Raw genomic sequence first — 15,055 nt, 5'->3', positions numbered from 1 at the left:
ACACATTACTGAACAAGAAGGAGCCAGAACAACATGGAACAATTCAGACTCCCCAAAATCCCGATGCCTGCACTCGAGCTGCCGGCATCAATCCAGGCCGTGCTAGAGGAAGCCGAGGAGAAGCTGGCGCACCGTCCGAAGCTGCTGCGTCTCTTCAAGAACTGCTTTCCGAACACGCTGGAGACGACCACGAAGCTGATGGACGACGGCACGACCTTCGTCATCACTGGCGATATCCCTGCGATGTGGCTGCGCGATTCGGTGGAGCAGGTCGTCCACTATATCCCGTTTGCGAAGGAAGATCCGCAGCTCCAGCGTATATTGAGCGGGTTGATCAAACGTCATTTTCAATATATTCATATCGATCCTTACGCGAATGCTTTTAATGAGTCGGCCAACGACTGGCATTGGAACACGACGGACGTAACCGACATGTCGCCATGGGTGTGGGAACGGAAATTCGAGATCGACTCGCTTTGCTTCTCCGTCCGCCTGGCCTATCTGTATTGGAAAGAAACGGGACTTACGGACGTGTTCGACGCGAACTTTAAATCCGCAATGCTGAAAATCGTGGAGCTGTTCAAAACCGAGCAGCGCCATTTCGAAAAGTCGCCGTACCGGTTTACCCGCAACAACGGCATCCCGACGGATTCTCTTCGCAATGATGGCCTCGGCATGCCGGTCAATTATACGGGCATGATCTGGTCCGGCTTCCGCTCCAGCGATGACGCATGCGATTTCCACTACAATATTCCGGGCAATATGTTCGCGGTCGTTGCCCTGCGCCAAATGCAGGAGTTCGCCGAGTGGGTGTTCCGGGATATGGCGCTCCTGGACGAGCTGAAGCGCCTTGAAGCCGACGTTGACCACGGTATTCAGCTGTACGGGATTTACCGTCATCCGGAGTTTGGGCCGATCTACGCCTACGAAACCGACGGATTCGGCAATTACTGCCTCATGGACGATGCGGGAACGCCGGGCTTGATGTCGATTCCGTATCTTGGATACGTTACGGCGGATGATCCGATCTATCAGAACACCCGCCGGTTCGCGCTTAGCAAAGAAAACCCGTTCTATTACGAGGGCACCGCGGCCAAAGGCATCGGCAGTCCGCATACGCCGCCGGGCTACATCTGGCATATGGCATTATCGATGCAGGGGCTGACGGCACAGACCGCCGAAGAGAAGCTGGAGATGATCGCGCTTCTTGAAGCGACGGATGCCGATACGGGCTTCATGCACGAAGGCTTCCATGCCGATAATCCGTCCGAATTCACCAGATCATGGTTCGCCTGGTCCAACAGCCTCTTCTCGCAGTTGGTCTATCAGGCGATGAAGGCGGGGATTCTATGAGCGGGCGTCTGATCGTATTGTATGATCCGGCATTTCCGGCGGCGGAAGCCGCCGGGCTGCCGGCTTCTGCCGCAGTTCTGGAATCGTTCGGCCTCGTGTGCCGTGCCGATGAGCTTGCGGAAGCGTTGTCTGCAGCGGGACCGGGGGCAAGCCTGGTCAACCTGCACGCTCCGTATTTTCCGAAATCCGCATGGCGCTCCATCCTGGATTTCCTTCGGAACGGAGGCGGTCTCGTAAGCATCGGGGGCGCGCCTTTCAAGCGCCCGGTACGTTTCGAGGACGGCCGCTGGATAATCGAGCATGAGCAGACGGCCTATCATCAGCAGCTGCATATCCATGAAGCGCTGCCGGTCGATTGCGGGCGCGTGGACCGTTTGGAAGCCAGCGACGAGATTCCCTTGATGGAGAACAGCCGGGAGCTGCTGCAGGTAGCGGATACATGGAACCTGGTTCCGCACGTAACCAAGAGCAGCGACCTTCCGCATCAAATGGGTTCGGCAGGCCCGATGGACACCCGCATTTATGCGCTGCTTAAGGGAATGACGGCCGAGGGCCGCGATGTCGCCGCTCCTGCGGTGCTGTGGGAGCATGTAGGCGGCCCGTACGCCGGCGGCCGCTGGCTTCTGGTGAACCAGCCCCTCTCCCCTCGCTTCTGGGAAGAGGGCGGGGGAGAGGAGGTACGTCGGTGGGCTGCATTCACGGCTGCCGGCGTGACGGAGCTGTGGATCAAACCGAACTACGCTTCGTATGAAGCCGGCGAGCGCGCCGTCCTTACACTGCAGACGCAGAGACTGGGACGCGCTCTGCCTATCGCCGAGCCGCAGGATTGGACATTCCGCATTACGGTGACCCATGAGCAGGATGAAGCATTGCGCTGGACCCGGGATCATCAAGCAGGCGTTAACGGTCAGTTCCATGTGGAGCGGATTTCGGTTCCGCTTGATATCAAGCCGGGCGCTTATCGCGTCGTATGTGAAGCCCAAGGTCCGGACGGTGAGGTTCGCAGGCTGAAACAGGGCTTCTGGGGAGCGGATGCGGAGCTGCTTCAGGCAGGAACGCCGGTCAGCTGCAACCGGGATTATTTTATCAAGGACGGACGTCCGCTGCCTGTGGTGGGCATGACCTACATGACCTCCGATGTGGCGCGGAAATTCCTGTTCCTACCGAATACCGACGTCTGGGACCGGGATATGGCGCAGATGAGCAAGGCCGGCATTAACTGGATTCGCACGGGCATCTGGACGGCCTACCGGAACGTGATGCAGGTCGACGGACATGCATCCGAAGAGGTGCTGCGCTCGATCGACGCATTTTTGATGACGGCGAAAAAGCATGATTTGCAGGTGACCTTCACCTTCTTCTCCTTTACGCCGGAGACATGGGAAGGCAAGAATCCTTATTTGGATCCGCGCAGCGTTGAAGCGCAGAAACGGTTTATCCGCTCGATTGTGTCAAGACACAAGAATACGAAGAACGTGGATTGGGACTTGATCAACGAGCCGTCCATGTTCGATCCTCCGCGCATCTTCTCGGATGGGCCGCGTTCCGCGCGGGATTCCTATGAGCGGCAGGCCTTTGCCGAATGGTTGAAGGCGCGTCACGGCTCGATCAATCGGCTTCAGGAGCGTTGGAATATGACGCCTGAGCAGCTTCCTTCATTCGAAGCGGCGGCTGTGCCGGAGCCCGAGGAGATCAACTTCGATGTGCAGGATATGCACCAAGGCAAGAAGGGCACGCGCTGGCTCGATTATGTGCTGTTCTCCATGGAGATGCACAATCGCTGGGCCAAGGAGCTGTATTTGACGATCAAGGATGTATGCCCGAACCATATGGTGACCGTGGGGCAGGACGAGGCCCTCGGCGCGCAGCGGCCGTCCCCGTTCTTCTATGCGGAAGCGGTGGATTACACCACGGTGCATTCCTGGTGGCTGAACGATTATTTGATTTGGGACGGCATTTTTGCCAAAACGCCGGATAAGCCCAATCTGATTCAGGAAACGGGCATTATGTATGTGGAAACCCCTGACGGCCGGGCGAAGCGGAGCGAAGCCGAGCTGCGGAACCTGCTTGAGCGTAAATACGCATACGCATTCTCCACGGGAGGTGCGGGGGCGATCCACTGGATCTGGAATACGAACTTCTATATGGATAATGCGAATGAATCCCATATCGGGGCGCTGCGCGCTGACGGCACGGAGAAGCCGGAGGCGGACGTCTCCTATGACTTCGGAGCGTTCATGGCCGGAATCCGGGATCTGTTTACCGGCCGGAAGCTGGAGGAGACCGCCGTGGTATTCCCGTACTCGAACGATTTCTCGAACCGCAAGCTGGCCTTCGAGGCAACGACCAAGGCGACGCGGGCACTGGCTTATGAGCTGAACGCGCCGTTCCGCGCCGTCGGCGAATACGATCTTAGCTCCCTGCGGGATCAGCCGGTGAAGCTGATCATTCTGCCAAGCGCCCATAATGTGGAGGACCAGGCTTTCGACGAGCTGATCGACATCGTTAAAAGTACGGGTGCAACGCTTCTGGTAACCGGTCCGATCGGGCTGGACGCATATTGGCATCCCGTGAACCGTCTAGCCGACGAGCTCGGTGTACGTGAGCTGGCTAACGTCCGCCGCGAGGAAAGCGTCCGCATCGGCGATCGGCTGATGGCCGTATCCTACGGCCACCGAAAGATTGCCGAGCTGGCGAAGGAAGTGCCGGCCGCAGGCATTGCGGGCAGCGCTTCAGGTTCGGCTGCCGGATATCCGGTGCAGGAAGTGAAGCTCGGACAGGGACAACTCCTCTGGTGTCCGCTGCCGGTAGAACTGAATGACCGAACCGATACGCTCGTTGCGCTGTACCGATATGCGCTGGAGCTGTCCGGTCCGGATACGGGACTGGTATGGAAGCAGGGCGGCGAGTGGTCCGGCGTTTATGGCCGGAAGCTATCGTTTGATAAAGGTGCGCTCTTCGTATTCGGGTCGGAGCAGTCGTGGGACGCTCCGGTTGAAGTGATGGATCCGGCGACGGGACGCAGCTATTCGTTTACGCTTGAGGCGGATCGTTCGGTATTGTTCGCGGTCGATGCAGCCGGCGCGCTGCTGGCAGTCTATCGGGAACGTGAAGTTGAAATTACCGTATCCTAGCGGTAACAAGGGGGACGCGAGAGATGGAACAATCGAGAAAAGCACATATCATTTCACATACGCACTGGGATCGAGAGTGGTATCTGCCGTATGAGAAGCATCACGTCCGGCTGATTCAGCTGATGGACAGCCTGCTGGAGACGATGGAGAAGGATTCCGAGTACCGCAGCTTCTTCCTTGACGGCCAGACCATCATCATCGAGGACTATCTGCAGGTTAGACCCGAGAAGAAGGAGCAGCTGCTGAAGCTGATCGCGGACGGCCGCATCATCATCGGCCCGTGGTATATTCTGCAGGATGCGTTCCTGACAAGCAGCGAAGCCAACGTGCGGAACATGCAGATCGGGCACCAGGATGCGGCACGCTACGGCTCCGTGGCGAAAATCGGTTACTTCCCGGATACGTTCGGGCTGACGGGACAAATCCCGCAGCTGATGCGTCAATCCGGGATCGACAATGCCTTTTTCGGACGCGGCGTGAAGCCGACGGGCTTCAATAACACCGTCTCCGACGGCGGCTATGAGTCGTCGTTCTCCGAATTAATGTGGGAGAGCCCGGACGGCTCCAAGGTGCTGGGCATTCTGTTCGCGAACTGGTACAGCAACGGAAACGAGGTTCCCGTGGATGAAGAGGAAGCCCGCAAATTCTGGGACCGCAAGCTGGCAGATGCCGAGAAATATGCATCGACGCCGGAGCTGCTATACATGAACGGGTGCGACCATCAGCCGATCCAGCGCGATCTTGCGGAAGCGATCCGCACGGCAAGAAAGCTGTATCCGGACACGGAGTTCATCCATTCGAACTTCGACGATTATTTGAAGGCATTGCGGGACAAGCTGCCTGAGGATTTGTCCTCCGTGAAGGGCGAGCTGCGCAGCCAGCGGACGGACGGCTGGGGCACCCTGGTCAACACTGCCTCGGCGCGCGTCTACCTGAAGCAGATGAACCAGCGAGGGCAGACTTTGCTTGAGAAGGTTGCGGAGCCGCTTGCATCCCATGCAAGCCTGCTCGGCCTGGAGTACCCGCACCACCTGTTCACGTATGCCTGGAAGACGCTGATGCAGAATCATCCGCATGACAGCATCTGCGGCTGCAGCGTGGACGAGGTTCACCGCGAAATGGTGACGCGCTTTGAGAAGAGCCGTCACGTGGCGGAATCGATCGTAGCGGACAGCGTGCGCGTGATTGCGGATTCGGTGGATACATCGGCTTTCACGCAGTATGGCGAGGATGCACTGCCGCTGGTCGTATGGAATACGACCGGCTGGAGCCGCAGCGGAACGGTTACGATCGAGCTTGACGCGGGGCGCCTCTATTTCCGCGAAGGCTTTACGCTGGAAGAAACGAGCCGCCGGATGAAGGAACTGGACCTGTCGGGCCGCGTACTCGTTAATGACAAGGGCGAGGCATTGCCTTGCACGGTGGAGGATCTCGGCGTGCAGTTCGGCTACGATTTGCCGGACGACCGGTTCCGTCAGCCGTACATGGCGCGCAGGGTCAGATTGACCTTCGAGGCAAGTGAAGTGCCAGCTGTCGGCTTCGCTACGTACGCTTGGGTCAAGAGCGGTGCAGCCGCTCCGGAGGGAGCTTCGCTGATCAGCGGAGAGAACGTATTGGAGAACGCATGGCTGAAGGTTGAAATTGCTGCAGACGGATCCTTTACCTTGACCGATAAAAAGGGCGGACAGGTGTACCGCGACCTCGGCGTTTATGAGGATACCGGGGACATCGGCAACGAATACATGTACAAACAGCCGAACGGCGAAGCAGCGCTTACGACGAAAGGTCTTCCTGCGCAGATCCGGGTGGTAGAGGATACGCCGTACCGGGCTGCCATCGAGATTGTGCATGACTGGGAAGTCCCGGCATCGGCGGACAGCAGATTGGAAGCGGAGCAGATCGAGCTTGTATACTACCCGCAGCGCAAGGCACAGCGGGTCACCGAGACGGTTCCGATGAAGATTCGTACCGTCGTTGCTCTGAACAAGAGCGGCCACGGGGTTGAAATTGAGGCCACCCTCGATAACCGGGCGAAGGATCATCGCGTGCGCGCCTTGTTCCCGACCGATCTAGAGACGAAGACCCATTTGGTCGACTCGATGTTCGAGGTTGCCGAGCGCAGCAATGTGCCGGCAGAGGAGTGGACCAATCCGAGCAATACGGCCCACCAGCAGGCATTTGTCGATGTAAGCACTTCGGAGGCCGGACTTACCGTGGCGAATCAGGGCTTGAATGAATACGAGGTGCTGCGCGACGGGCGCAACACGATTGCGGTGACGCTGCTTCGTTCCGTAGGCGAGCTTGGCGACTGGGGCTACTTCCCTACGCCGGAAGCCCAGTGCATCGGCGAATTCACCGTTCGCATGGAGGTCATCCCGCATCAGGGCGATGGCATCGGCTCCGGCGCCTACGCCGAAGCATACCAGTTCCAGGTGCCTTGGACGGCCGCACAGACCGGCATTCATGAAGGATCGATTCCGACGACGTACGCGCCGCTCGGCTGGAGCCGCAGCGACCGGGAGCTGGCCTTCTCTTCGATGAAGATCAGCGAACGGACGGGCGACCTGATGCTGCGCTGGTTCAACATGGCCGGTACGCAAGCAGAGCTCGGGCTGCAATCCGAACTGGCTTGCGAAGGCGTCTATAAGAGTACGATTCTGGAGGATGAGGGCGATGTTCAAGCCTTCAGCACAGACGGAAGCTATTCCATGACGGTCAAACCTTATGAAATCGTCACTTTGGGCATAAAGACCGCCCGCTAAGCAAGAAACTCACCGTTGAGCATGAAGCGATGCGTTGTCAAGGGCAAGGCCCGTCTGCGAATGCAGTAGCTCGGGCTTTGCCGCATATGAATAAAGGAGCTGTGCCTATCCGGGTTTCGTAAAACCTGGCTTAGGGGCAGCTCCTTATTCGTTAAACGGGACGGATTTTTCAAAAGCTCTTATGGTTCAGCTCGTCTCTTAGGACAAAATAAGCCTACTGCTGTTCGCTGCCGTCCTGCTTTTTCTCGTAGGCGATCAGCGTAATCTCCTTGCCGGTGAGCTCCGCAATTTTCGTTTCCGCATCTTCAATCGCCTTCAAGGTGCCTTCGTTTCCGTTTAACGCAGCGATTTTATATTCATTCGTGTGAATATCCATCTACTCGCTCCTCCTCTGTAATTCCTTTGCGGGTCATTAACGTTATATAAGTTTTCCTGTACAATGAACAATCATACAATCAAATGCACAATTGCAAGGAGGGGATATCATTCATGATTCAATTCGAGCGAATTCATCATGTCAGCTTGGCGGTCAGGGATTTGGACAAGGCAAGGGCATTCTACTCGGATATCCTGAAGTTCCGGGAAATCCCGCGTCCGCCGTTTCAATCGAAGGGAATATGGTATGAGGTTGGCGATCAGCAGCTGCATTTGCTGGAGCATCCGATCAGCGACACGCTGCGGGAACGGGGAATCGATACGACGGACGGTCATTTTTCGATCTGGGTGAAGAGCTACAGCGAAACGAAGACGTGGCTTGACCGGATGGGCGTTGAATATGTGGCTAGCCCCGACAGCGTAGCAGGTTTTGCCCAAATCTTCGTATTGGACCCGGACCGGAATATCATCGAATTCGGAGCCGAATACGGCTCCTAGGCACCAGCCTGGAATGCGAAGCGGGCAAAGCAGCATTCAACATATTTAAAAAGCCGTACGCGATTACAGGTCACGTCCGGCTTTGGGGTAAAAACGGTATTATTTTTGAATGAGGACGGGCGTGCTCATCTTAACCCGGTCATACAGCCAGATGACGTCTTTATTATGCATGCGGATGCAGCCTGCGGAGACGTACTTGCCTATGGAGCCGGGGTTATTCGTTCCATGAATCGCGTATGCATAGCTGACTTTTCCGTTTATTTTTACATTAATGCCAAGCCAGCGGGCTCCGAGCGGATTCCGCGGATCGCCGCCCTTGATGCGTTCCTTGTAATAGGGGCGGTTCTTCACCTTCTCGTGAATCTTGAACAGGCCTTCCGGCGTATAGGAGGGCTTTTTTCCTGTGGCTACGGAAAACGATTTAATCAGCTTGCCTTTTTCGTAATACATCAGTTTGTTGCTGGATTTGTCAATGACGATGAACTGTGCGTACCGGGTGTATTTGCTGTCCAGCTTCTGTCCGGAAGCGGCGTGGGCTCCTGACGGGAGAAGAAAAATCAGCAGAAGCGCAAACACGAGTACGCGGTAGATCCCCCTTATGATGTTGCATCACCTCTTTTCGCTCTCCCCCATATATATGCAGCATTTCGCGAATGTTGACGGATTTGTCGGAAGCCATTCATAGAACAAGCCGTTTTCAAAGAATGGTCCGTTCTTGATTGAAAACGACATCAATGTCGTTTATACTGAATGCTAATAACGACAATAATGTCTATTTTAAAAAATGGAGATGAAATGCCCATGTGCCCGAGGGTTAGCGACGAGTACAAAGAAACGAAGAAGCGGGAGATCGCGGCTGCCGCAAGACGCGTCTTCATCCGGAAAGGCTTCGCCCATGCCGTCATGCAGGACATTATGGATGAGGCCGGCATATCGCGCGGTGCGCTGTATGCTTATTTTGACAATCTTGAGCATGTCTTCATGGAAGTGCTGCGATATGACGATGAGGAGCTGTTTCAGTGGACCGGGCCGGAACTGCAGTCCCCGGTGTGGGGGATGCTCATGAAGTGGCTGGGTGAAATCGAGCAGGATCTGATGAAGCTTCAGCATTCGCTGGTGCGGGCGCGGGCAGAGTTCTTTCTCTCCTCCGCCTATGTGAAGGACAAGAAGCATTATCCGTATATCCGGCAGCGTTACGAGAATGCCGTCGATGCGATCAGCCGGGTGATTCGGGCCGGGGAGGAGCGGGGGGAGTTCCAGCCGCTGCAGGATGCGCGGAGCCTTGCGGGGTATATCCTCTCTTTTCTCAACGGCCTGATGCTGGATACGTATCAGCTTGGACCGGATGCGACCTGGGCGGAACAGCAGCTGGATGTGTTCCGGAACACACTGAAGCTAATGCTGAAGCCCTCGAGTACGGATGGTTATCGCGATTTATCCATAGGAGAGTGAAAAAATGCTATTCCAATCCGAACGTTTGGTTTGCCGAAAAATGACCATGGAAGATGCCGAGCTCTATCATGCATGGAGAAACGACCAGGAGGTTATGGAATCGACGAGTCCATTCCTGGACGCGTACACGATGGAGGAAACCAGAGATTTTGTGCAGCATGTCATCATGGGCTCAGCCTCGTCGAAAAGCTATCTGCTCCTGCTGAAGGAGTCGGGCAAGCCGATCGGCATCATGTCGCTTATCCAGATCGACCTCAAGAACCGCAACGCGGAATGCATCCTCGACATCGGAGACAAAGACTGCTGGGGGCAGGGGTACGGCGCCGAAGCGATGCGGCTCCTGCTGGATTATGCCTTCCTTGAAATGAATCTGCACCGGCTGGGATTGCGCGTATTCTCGTTTAATCAACGGGCGATTCGTTTGTACGAGAAGGCTGGCTTCACGCGTGAAGGCAGTGCGAGACAGAGCCTGTTCCGGGGCGGGAGCTGGCATGACATCATCTATATGGGAATTTTGCAAAGCGAATATGTCAAGAAAGGTTGATTTTGATCATCTTCCATAATAAGGTAAAGGCATGCGTTAAAAATTATGGGGGAACAGGAGAACGAAAAATCATGTCTACGGAAGAAGTGCTGTCGATTCAGGATCTGAGGATGAAATATGATGGACGCTACGTGCTTAACGGAATTGATCTTCATGTGCGCCGGGGCGAGATGATCGGGTATATCGGTCCGAACGGGGCCGGGAAGAGCACTACCGTCAAGATTATGCTTGGCTTGGTGGAGGGATATACCGGAACGGTCCGGATCTTTGGGCAGGATATTGCCGATGGCAGCGTCGAGTACAAGCGGAGAATCGGATATGTGCCCGAGGTCGCGGAGCTGTACGATCAGCTGACGCCGGCGGAGTATTTGACGTTTACCGGCGAGCTGTACGGGCTTTCGTACGAGGAAGCCTATGAGAAGGCAGAAAGGTTGATGGAGTGTTTTGATCTGGGAAAGGTCTATCACTCGCGGATTGCTACCTTTTCCAAAGGGATGCGCCAGAAGGTGCTGCTCATATCCAGCCTTCTTCATGACCCGGATCTGTTGTTTCTGGATGAGCCGCTGAGCGGCTTGGATGCGAACAGCGTCATGGTGGTCAAAGAAATTTTGGCCAAGCTGTCGGCCGCGGGCACAACGATATTTTACTCCTCTCACATTATGGACGTCGTGGAGAAGATCAGCAGCCGGATCGTGCTGCTTGCCGATAGCCGCGTTGTAGCGGACGGAACGTTTAAGGAGCTGCAGCAGCAGTCGCAGGAAGGTTCCTTGGAAGAGGTGTTCAACCAGCTGACCGGATTCCATAACCATGGAGCGATTGCGGACCGGTTCGTTTCGATCATTCGGGAGGGCTCTTGATATGCTGCCGCAGGAACCGTCCTTTCGGACGCTGCTGCTGCTGGATAAATTCAAAGGGATCCTGACCCGAATGGGTGCCGATTACGGGATGCTGCGCCGCATTTTGCAGGTGAAGCTGCTGATGGATTCGCGCCGGGTGCCCATCATCTTATCGAATACGAACCGGAAGGAGGAAGATGCGGATAAGAACCTGTTCATTCGATCCCTGTGGCTGTACGGCTTGATGGGGATCGTACTCGCGCCGTTCGTGTACATTAGCGATCCAAACTATATGATGGCAATGAGTGTCGTGGCTGCCATCCTCATGTTTTTCATTATGACCTCCATGATTTCGGACTTTTCGTCGGTGCTGCTGGATGTGCGCGACCGGAGCATACTCATGACGAAGCCGGTAGACGGGCGTACGGTCGGTCTTGCAAGATCCATCCATGCGGGCATATATATGCTGCTGCTCACAGCCTCGCTGTCGGCCGCTTCGCTCGTGACCGGCTTATTGATCAACGGCGTGATGTTCTTCCTGATTTATCTTATCGAGCTTATTCTGATGAATCTCCTCATCTTGGCGGTTACGACGCTTGTTTATCTGCTGCTGCTCAAGTACTGGGACGGGGAAAAGCTCAAGGATTTGATCAATTACGTTCAGATTGGCCTGTCCGCGGTCATAGCCATCGGTTATCAGTTCGTGATCCGTTCGTTCGAGCTGGTTGATTTCAATATTTCATTTACGCCGGCTTGGTGGCAGCTGCTGCTTCCACCGGTTTGGTTCGCGGCCCCGTTTGCGTGGCTGCTTGGCGGGGAAACGGACCCTTGGATTATCGCTTTCTCGCTTATGGCCGTAGCCGGCCCTGTCGCGCTGCTGCTTATCTATCTCCGCTATATCCCGTCATTTGAATTATTTCTGGAGAAGCTGTCGCACAGTGACGCGGGATCGGGAAAGGAACGGGGACGCGCGGACCGGGCGCTTGCCAGATGGTTCTGCAGGACGCGTGAAGAACAGGCATGCTTCCGATTGTCGGCCAGCATGATGAAGAGCGAACGGGAATTTAAGCTTAAGGTTTATCCTTCGCTCGGCTTATCGATGATTTTGCCCTATTTGTTTTTCTTTACGGCGCTCAGGGGCTCGACACTGGCGGAAATCCGGTCGGGGTCATCCTTTTACGTCCTATACGCTATGCTGGTCATGGTCATAACGACCGTGATGATGCTGAAATACTCCGGTAAACCAAAAGCGTTCTGGCTATTTCGCGCAGCACCGCTCTCATCGCTGGGACCTCTCTACAGGGGAACGCTCAAGGCGTATGCCGTGAAAATGTTTTTGCCGCTGTTTGCGGTCAATGCTGCGATCTTCCTGAGCCTGTTCGGCATGCGGATCGTTTGGGATTTGGTCATCATCCTGCTGACCGGGCTTGCGCTCATTCCTGTAGCTGCCAAAGCCATGCTGCGGACGCCGCCGTTTGCGAGAGCCTTTAGCGTTACCCAGCAAAAAGACGGCTGGATCGTGTTGCTGTCATTTCCGGTGCTGGGCGGACTTGGAGGATTGCATTATGCCAGCAGCACGGTTCCGTTCGGAGCTCCGGCCTATATCCTTCTGCTGCTGTTCGCGAACGGATGGCTGTGGACGAAGCTTTTCACCAAGGCCGGCCGAACAAGCATTCTTGAATGAAGATCAGAATGGGATGGAAGGTATATTTCATGAGTTCGGGCAGGAAGAGGGGAGCATCCGGAGTAAATCCGAAGTCACCCTCGCTCCGGAAGCTGGGCAACAGGTCCTCTGTCGGTGCCTCCAGGTTATAGGCGTCACGGAGCCTCTGTTCCGTTTCGTTGTCGATCGGGCGGGAATCCATGGCATAGCTTGTTCCGATGCCGGACAGGAGAATGGCCAAGAGAAAAAGGATGGCGGCGGATTTTCGGAAACGCATATATGAACACGCCTTTCAAATGAAATCGGGTGTCCTAGAAGCAGAGTCGTGCTTCAGGGCACTTTTTCTTTATATCGTAACTGATAAATGGGATAAGCGATACTAAGCTATCTCCTATCCACCGGGCTGAACGCAAGCCGAGAAGCCCATCTCGGCGGTAGTTATTGTGCAGATACGGTATTTTCCAGATGTGAAATTGTTCGTGCAAAAAGATTGAATAGGATTGAATGGGAACACATGTTCTTGTATAATAGGTATAAGGATATCCTGCTAAGTCTCTTGCAACCGGTTTGCATCTTTTATATTTACCAACATCATTTCACGCTCCATGGTTTCAGCCTTCACGAAATCATCTTCTTCGTCTTCCGAGAGGGATACATTTCTACAGATTGCTCTTCTGACGCCACATTTGTATTAAATTACCTGTTAAATCTGCAGCATTGCCTTATATAATCATACTTAGATTTTCACAGTGAATGAAGTGAGGGTCGTCAGGGTCAGTTCAATGGAATATGTTCTGGACAAGCTAACATTTATGCCAAACTTCAACATCGATACATGTTTATTGATTTGTGCTTTCCATCAGAGATTCCCGGCATTTTTAAGAAAGCGGTAGTCGCCACCGGAATAGGCCTCAAGAACATGCATCATATGTGACGTCTCGATTCGATATCCACATGTCTTTTCTTCAGCCGGCATCACGAATTCGGTGGTGGGATTGTTGGCAGGCTCCAGGGTTCGGGTTGAGGAGTGGCGTAGAATCATTTAACCATTCTTAAGCTGCAAGGAGGAATTGTCCTGTATGGAAGCTGTCTTATTTATGTTTTTTTCAACATTAGAAACACTGGCGATTCATTGGCTGATCATGAGCCTGCTGCGGATCCCCATATCCCAGCACCTGGGTCAAGCTCTGCTGGTTATGACCTTGGCGAATGTTCAAAGCCTGATCTTGCGCAATGAGTATCATTTGGATTTTCTAGTTCCGTTAATTACCCTTCTGATCTTCCTGTTCTTATACTCGACCATTATCAAGATTCCTGTCATCTGGTCTGCCGTTTGCACGATGATCGGTTACATGCTGTATGCCGTGATTCAGGTTGCCTATTTGTCCTTGATATTCGGCTCGGTTGAGACTGTGCAAACCGATCATGTTGACGGATACATTCTTCAGGTGCTGAGTGCAGGAACAGGACTGTTGGCCGCCTGGGTCATGTATAAACTCGGTATCGGCTTTCATTTTAATATCGAGAGGACACGTTTGAAATTCGAGCATGTTCTCTTGATTGTCCTCATCGCGATCGTGCTCGTCTTGGTCGCCATCTTGTTTTATCTGAACCATTTGTGGCTTCATTTTGTTTTCTTTGCCAGTACTTTTGGAATCTTCTTGTACTATGCCATCCAATCGGAGGAGCGGGATCGCCATGTTGTTAGAGGAAACCGCCAAACGGATCGCAGAGAGGATCAAACGACAAGTACCCGACCATAAATCGACTCTCCCCGTCTTGGCACATGCTGTTGCCATTGTGTTAAATGTGGTGCTGATCGTATCGCTAACGATGCTGATCGCATGGTTGACCGGCAATACGGGGCAGGCGGCTCTATCCCTGATCGGCTTTGCCGTCCTGCGGCAGTTCTCGGGAGGGATGCATTTGAAATCCGGAGCCGCATGCATTGCCGTGACAACCGGATTGTTCACCCTGGTGTCCTTTCTCGAGCCGGGCCTTTTATACATACAACTTCTGAACTTGGCAAGCTTGCTGCTTGTCATCCGCTTTGCCCCGAGCCGAATTAAGGACCAATCCCGTATATCCAGCGTGCATTACCCTAAACTTCGCCTGATCAGCTGTTTGATTGTGGCGGTGAATATTGTGATTCAATCTCCAACGTTAGCGATCGTATTTTTCATCCAAGCGGTCAGTTTAGTTCAATGGAGAGGAGGAGGCTCTTATGTCCCGGATCGGCAAAGCGAAACACCGCTTCTATAGCGGTGTCGCATCGGCCCTGACGATGGTTTCGGTGTTTGTTGTCAATTCCGCAAGCCCTTTATTTGTGTACCGCGGCGAGACACCGGAAGAATTGCTGAAATGAAGTGACGGCAGGGGACTCCTGCTGTCTCCCCTTGAAACATCCTGACAAGGAGCCGGATGCATGTATCCGGCTC

14 protein-coding genes are annotated in these 15,055 nt (G+C 54.4%); 11 read left to right on the top strand and 3 right to left on the bottom strand.

Annotated elements, in window-relative coordinates; translation table 11 throughout:
• Positions 1-33: 33 nt before the first annotated feature.
• From NST44_RS26415 to NST44_RS26405, 3 genes are read left to right on the top strand one after another with little or no spacing between them, the layout of a single operon-like run.
• Complete coding sequence (locus NST44_RS26415; protein WP_007129522.1) at positions 34-1,353, top strand: glycoside hydrolase family 125 protein; 1,320 nt, start codon at positions 34-36, stop codon at positions 1,351-1,353.
• Positions 1,350-4,487, top strand: coding sequence for a beta-galactosidase (locus NST44_RS26410; RefSeq protein ID WP_007129523.1), 3,138 nt, complete (start codon positions 1,350-1,352; stop codon positions 4,485-4,487). Before NST44_RS26415 ends, NST44_RS26410 begins: the two co-directional genes overlap by 4 nt.
• Before the next feature lie 23 nt (positions 4,488-4,510).
• The gene (locus NST44_RS26405; protein WP_340901064.1) at positions 4,511-7,249 is read left to right on the top strand and encodes an alpha-mannosidase; all 2,739 of its coding nucleotides are present in this window, start codon (positions 4,511-4,513) and stop codon (positions 7,247-7,249) included.
• A gap of 214 nt (positions 7,250-7,463) precedes the next feature.
• Here NST44_RS26405 and NST44_RS26400 read toward each other — a convergent pair whose 3' ends face one another.
• Complete coding sequence (locus NST44_RS26400) at positions 7,464-7,625, bottom strand: hypothetical protein (RefSeq protein WP_007129525.1); 162 nt, start codon at positions 7,623-7,625, stop codon at positions 7,464-7,466.
• A 113-nt stretch (positions 7,626-7,738) separates the two neighbouring features.
• Here NST44_RS26400 and NST44_RS26395 point away from each other — a divergent pair, with 113 nt between their 5' ends.
• Complete coding sequence (locus tag NST44_RS26395) at positions 7,739-8,122, top strand: VOC family protein (protein WP_007129526.1); 384 nt, start codon at positions 7,739-7,741, stop codon at positions 8,120-8,122.
• A 99-nt stretch (positions 8,123-8,221) separates the two neighbouring features.
• Here the strand turns inward: NST44_RS26395 and NST44_RS26390 are convergent, their stop codons facing one another.
• Positions 8,222-8,698, bottom strand: a complete 477-nt coding sequence (locus NST44_RS26390; protein ID WP_007129527.1) for a L,D-transpeptidase — start codon at positions 8,696-8,698, stop codon at positions 8,222-8,224.
• A 225-nt stretch (positions 8,699-8,923) separates the two neighbouring features.
• On the opposite strand from NST44_RS26390, the gene NST44_RS26385 reads away from it, so the two are divergent.
• The 4 genes from NST44_RS26385 to NST44_RS26370 all read left to right on the top strand — a co-directional run bounded on the left by NST44_RS26385 (position 8,924) and on the right by NST44_RS26370 (position 12,638).
• A complete protein-coding gene (locus NST44_RS26385; RefSeq protein ID WP_028406154.1) occupies positions 8,924-9,574 on the top strand; it encodes a TetR family transcriptional regulator in 651 nt (216 codons plus the stop codon).
• A 4-nt stretch (positions 9,575-9,578) separates the two neighbouring features.
• On the top strand, positions 9,579-10,118 hold the full coding sequence (locus tag NST44_RS26380; RefSeq protein WP_007129529.1) for a GNAT family N-acetyltransferase: 540 nt from the start codon (positions 9,579-9,581) through the stop codon (positions 10,116-10,118).
• Between the two features lie 71 nt (positions 10,119-10,189).
• Positions 10,190-10,975, top strand: a complete 786-nt coding sequence (locus tag NST44_RS26375) for an ABC transporter ATP-binding protein (protein WP_007129530.1) — start codon at positions 10,190-10,192, stop codon at positions 10,973-10,975.
• 1 nt (position 10,976) lies between these two features.
• Positions 10,977-12,638, top strand: a complete 1,662-nt coding sequence (locus NST44_RS26370) for a hypothetical protein (RefSeq protein ID WP_210095538.1) — start codon at positions 10,977-10,979, stop codon at positions 12,636-12,638.
• On the opposite strand, the gene NST44_RS26365 is transcribed toward NST44_RS26370, so the two are convergent.
• Positions 12,604-12,894, bottom strand: a complete 291-nt coding sequence (locus NST44_RS26365) for a hypothetical protein (protein WP_007129532.1) — start codon at positions 12,892-12,894, stop codon at positions 12,604-12,606. The genes NST44_RS26370 and NST44_RS26365 overlap by 35 nt on opposite strands.
• A gap of 802 nt (positions 12,895-13,696) precedes the next feature.
• On the opposite strand from NST44_RS26365, the gene NST44_RS26360 reads away from it, so the two are divergent.
• Genes NST44_RS26360 through NST44_RS26350 form a run of 3 tightly spaced genes read left to right on the top strand, consistent with a single transcriptional unit; the run spans position 13,697 to position 14,982 of the window.
• Positions 13,697-14,380, top strand: a complete 684-nt coding sequence (locus tag NST44_RS26360) for a hypothetical protein (RefSeq protein WP_144878385.1) — start codon at positions 13,697-13,699, stop codon at positions 14,378-14,380.
• On the top strand, positions 14,316-14,879 hold the full coding sequence (locus NST44_RS26355; RefSeq protein ID WP_186311185.1) for an accessory gene regulator ArgB-like protein: 564 nt from the start codon (positions 14,316-14,318) through the stop codon (positions 14,877-14,879). The genes NST44_RS26360 and NST44_RS26355 overlap by 65 nt, the downstream gene beginning before the upstream one ends.
• Positions 14,842-14,982 carry a cyclic lactone autoinducer peptide gene (locus NST44_RS26350; RefSeq protein ID WP_144878386.1) on the top strand — a complete coding sequence of 47 codons (141 nt, stop codon included), beginning with the start codon at positions 14,842-14,844 and terminating at the stop codon, positions 14,980-14,982. Before NST44_RS26355 ends, NST44_RS26350 begins: the two co-directional genes overlap by 38 nt.
• Positions 14,983-15,055 lie beyond the last annotated feature (73 nt).

The organism is Paenibacillus sp. FSL W8-0919, assembly GCF_038003785.1.
Lineage (GTDB): Bacteria > Bacillota > Bacilli > Paenibacillales > Paenibacillaceae > Paenibacillus_AQ > Paenibacillus_AQ lactis.
Note: the sequence above shows the minus strand (reverse complement) of the source record. Positions and strands in the feature narration are given on the sequence as shown.

What these genes read in the sequence shown, in the direction of transcription:
- NST44_RS26400 (WP_007129525.1), bottom strand. Translation starts at nt 7,625, where the DNA reads ATGGATATTCACACGAATGAATATAAAATCGCTGCGTTAAACGGAAAC.
- NST44_RS26405 (WP_340901064.1), top strand. Translation starts at nt 4,511, where the DNA reads ATGGAACAATCGAGAAAAGCACATATCATTTCACATACGCACTGGGAT.
- NST44_RS26385 (WP_028406154.1), top strand. Translation starts at nt 8,924, where the DNA reads ATGTGCCCGAGGGTTAGCGACGAGTACAAAGAAACGAAGAAGCGGGAG.
- NST44_RS26370 (WP_210095538.1), top strand. Translation starts at nt 10,977, where the DNA reads ATGCTGCCGCAGGAACCGTCCTTTCGGACGCTGCTGCTGCTGGATAAA.
- NST44_RS26355 (WP_186311185.1), top strand. Translation starts at nt 14,316, where the DNA reads ATGTTGTTAGAGGAAACCGCCAAACGGATCGCAGAGAGGATCAAACGA.
- NST44_RS26360 (WP_144878385.1), top strand. Translation starts at nt 13,697, where the DNA reads ATGGAAGCTGTCTTATTTATGTTTTTTTCAACATTAGAAACACTGGCG.
- NST44_RS26380 (WP_007129529.1), top strand. Translation starts at nt 9,579, where the DNA reads ATGCTATTCCAATCCGAACGTTTGGTTTGCCGAAAAATGACCATGGAA.
- NST44_RS26375 (WP_007129530.1), top strand. Translation starts at nt 10,190, where the DNA reads ATGTCTACGGAAGAAGTGCTGTCGATTCAGGATCTGAGGATGAAATAT.
- NST44_RS26395 (WP_007129526.1), top strand. Translation starts at nt 7,739, where the DNA reads ATGATTCAATTCGAGCGAATTCATCATGTCAGCTTGGCGGTCAGGGAT.
- NST44_RS26415 (WP_007129522.1), top strand. Translation starts at nt 34, where the DNA reads ATGGAACAATTCAGACTCCCCAAAATCCCGATGCCTGCACTCGAGCTG.
- NST44_RS26365 (WP_007129532.1), bottom strand. Translation starts at nt 12,894, where the DNA reads ATGCGTTTCCGAAAATCCGCCGCCATCCTTTTTCTCTTGGCCATTCTC.
- NST44_RS26410 (WP_007129523.1), top strand. Translation starts at nt 1,350, where the DNA reads ATGAGCGGGCGTCTGATCGTATTGTATGATCCGGCATTTCCGGCGGCG.
- NST44_RS26350 (WP_144878386.1), top strand. Translation starts at nt 14,842, where the DNA reads ATGTCCCGGATCGGCAAAGCGAAACACCGCTTCTATAGCGGTGTCGCA.